This window comes from Rhodanobacter sp. sgz306013, from assembly GCF_057031145.1.
On record NZ_JBXCIJ010000008.1, the window covers coordinates 1 to 2,357 of the forward strand.

A 2,357-nucleotide genomic window follows, 5' to 3' on the forward strand; every position below is an offset into this window, starting at 1 on the left:
GCCGCCCGCCTCTACCGCACCGGCGACCGCGGCCGCTGGCGGCCCGACGGCACCCTCGAGCACCTCGGCCGCGTCGACTTCCAGATCAAGCTCCGCGGCTTCCGCATCGAACCCGGCGAGATCGAGGCGCAACTGGCCGGCCATCCCCCGGTGACGCAGGCGCTGGTGGTGGTGCGCGAGGATCGTCCGGGCGACGCGCGCCTGGTTGCGTACCTGGCGAGCGAAACACCGGTGGACGAAGCCGTCCTGCGCAGCCGCCTGCGCGAACGCCTGCCCGAATACATGCTGCCGCAGCATTTCGTGGTGCTGGCCGCGCTGCCGCTGCTGCCGAACGGCAAGATCGACCGCAGCCGCCTGCCGACCCCGCCCGCCAGCAGTCCGCCCGCCGGCACGTGCGCCGCGCCGCGCGACGAACTGGAACGCCAGGTGGCGCAGGCGATGGCTTCGGTGCTGGGCAGCGTCGAACCGGGACTGGACGATGACTTCTTCCAGCACGGCGGCCACTCCCTGCTCGCCGCGCAACTCACCGCGCGGCTCAATCGCGTGCTGGGCCTTGCGCTGCCGCTGCGCACCGTGTTCGAGGCGCCGACCGTGGCGCGGCTGGCGGCGGCAATCCGCGCGGCCGGCACGGCCGGCCCGCGGCAGACCCGCGTGATCGCGCGCCTGCCTGACCGTGAGCAGGCACCGTTGTCGCTGATGCAGCAACGCCTGTGGTATCTCGAACAACTACAACCCGGCGGGGTGACCTATCACACGCCTTCGGCGCACCGCCTGCACGGCGCGTTGAACGTGGCCGCCTTCGAACAGGCGCTGCGCGCGATGGTGCGGCGCCAGCCGGTGCTGCGCACCGCGATCGAGCCGGACGCGACCGGCGCGCACCAGCGCATCCATCCCGCGCTGGCGGTGGAACTGCCGCTGGAGGATCTCTCCGGGCTGCCGGCGAACGAACGCGAGGGCTGGTTGCGGCGCCGGCTCGACGCGCTGATCGCCGAACCGTTCGACTTGGCCACGCCGCCGCTGTTCCGCGCCCAGCTGTTCCGGCTGGACAGCGAACAACACGTGTTTTTCTTCATGACCCACCACATCATCTGGGACGGCTGGTCGTTCGATCTTTTCTACCAGGAGATGACCACGCTCTATGCGGCGTTCTGCGCCGGCCAGCCCGACCCGCTGCCGCCGCTGGCAGTCGAGTACGGCGACTTTGCCGCGTGGCAGCGGCAGTGGATGCAGGGCGAGGAACTGGAGCGCCAGCTCGGCCACTGGCTGTCGCGCCTGCAGGGCCGCATCGATCCGCTGGAGCTCCCCGCCGATCATGTGCGGCCGGCGCGCATGTCCGGTGCCGGCGCGACGGAATGGATCGAGCTGCCGGCCGCACCGCTCGAAGCCGTACGCAAGCTGGCGCAGCAGGCCGGCGCGACCCCGTTCATGGTGCTGCTCGCGGCGTATTACGCGCTGCTGCACCGGCTCGGCGGCCAGCGCGACCTGGTCGTCAGCACCCCGGTGCGCGGTCGCGACGCGGTGGAGCTGGAGGCGGTGATGGGCTTTTTCGTCAACGCGCTGCCGCTGCGCCTCTCGGTCGATCCGCAGGCCGGTTTCCTCGACCTCGTGCGCGCGGTGCGCGCCGTGGTGCTCGACGCCTTCGCCTGCCCGGACGTGCCGTTCGAACACCTGGTCAAGGTGCTCCGTCTGCCGCGCGACGAGAGCCGGCCGCCACTGGCGCAGGCCATGTTCTCCTACCAGGACGTCCGCGGCCGCACCCGCGCATGGGGCCCGCTGCGCCATGAGCGACTGCCGGTGTTCCAGCGCGGCAGCGCGCACGACCTGGGCCTGTGGTTCGTCGAACAGGAACACCGCCTGATCGGCGGCATGGTCTTCAACGCCGACCTGTTCGAGCCGGCCACTGCCGCGCGCTTCCGCCGCAGCTACGAAATCCTGCTGGAAGGCGCGCTGGCCGATCCGCGCCGGGCTGTCGCGCAACTGCCGTTGCTGCCGGCGGACGAACTGGCGCGGCTGCACGCATGGAACGCCACCGCCGCCGCGATCCCCGTGCCGACCATGCACGGCGCCTTCGAACGCCGTGCGACCGTTTCGCCGGACCGCACCGCGCTGCGCTGCGGCGAGCAGACGCTGAGCTACCGCGCCCTCGACGAACAGGCCAACCGCATCGCCCACGGCCTGATCGCGCAGGGCATCGGTCCCGGCGACCTCGTCGGCATCGCCCTGGAACGCGGTCCCGCCATGCTTGCCGCCCTGCTCGGCACCCTCAAGGCCGGTGCCGGCTACGTGCCGCTCGACCCCGGCTTCCCCGCCGAGCGGCTCGCCTACATGGTCGCCGACGCGAAGCTGGCCGTGCTGCT

1 protein-coding gene is annotated in these 2,357 nt (G+C 71.9%); it reads left to right on the top strand.

Features of this window, described 5'->3' with window-relative positions; translation table 11 throughout:
- Positions 1-2,357 (top strand): condensation domain-containing protein (locus AC2EWF_RS17995; RefSeq protein WP_483640773.1); only part of this gene is annotated, 2,357 nt, incomplete at both ends.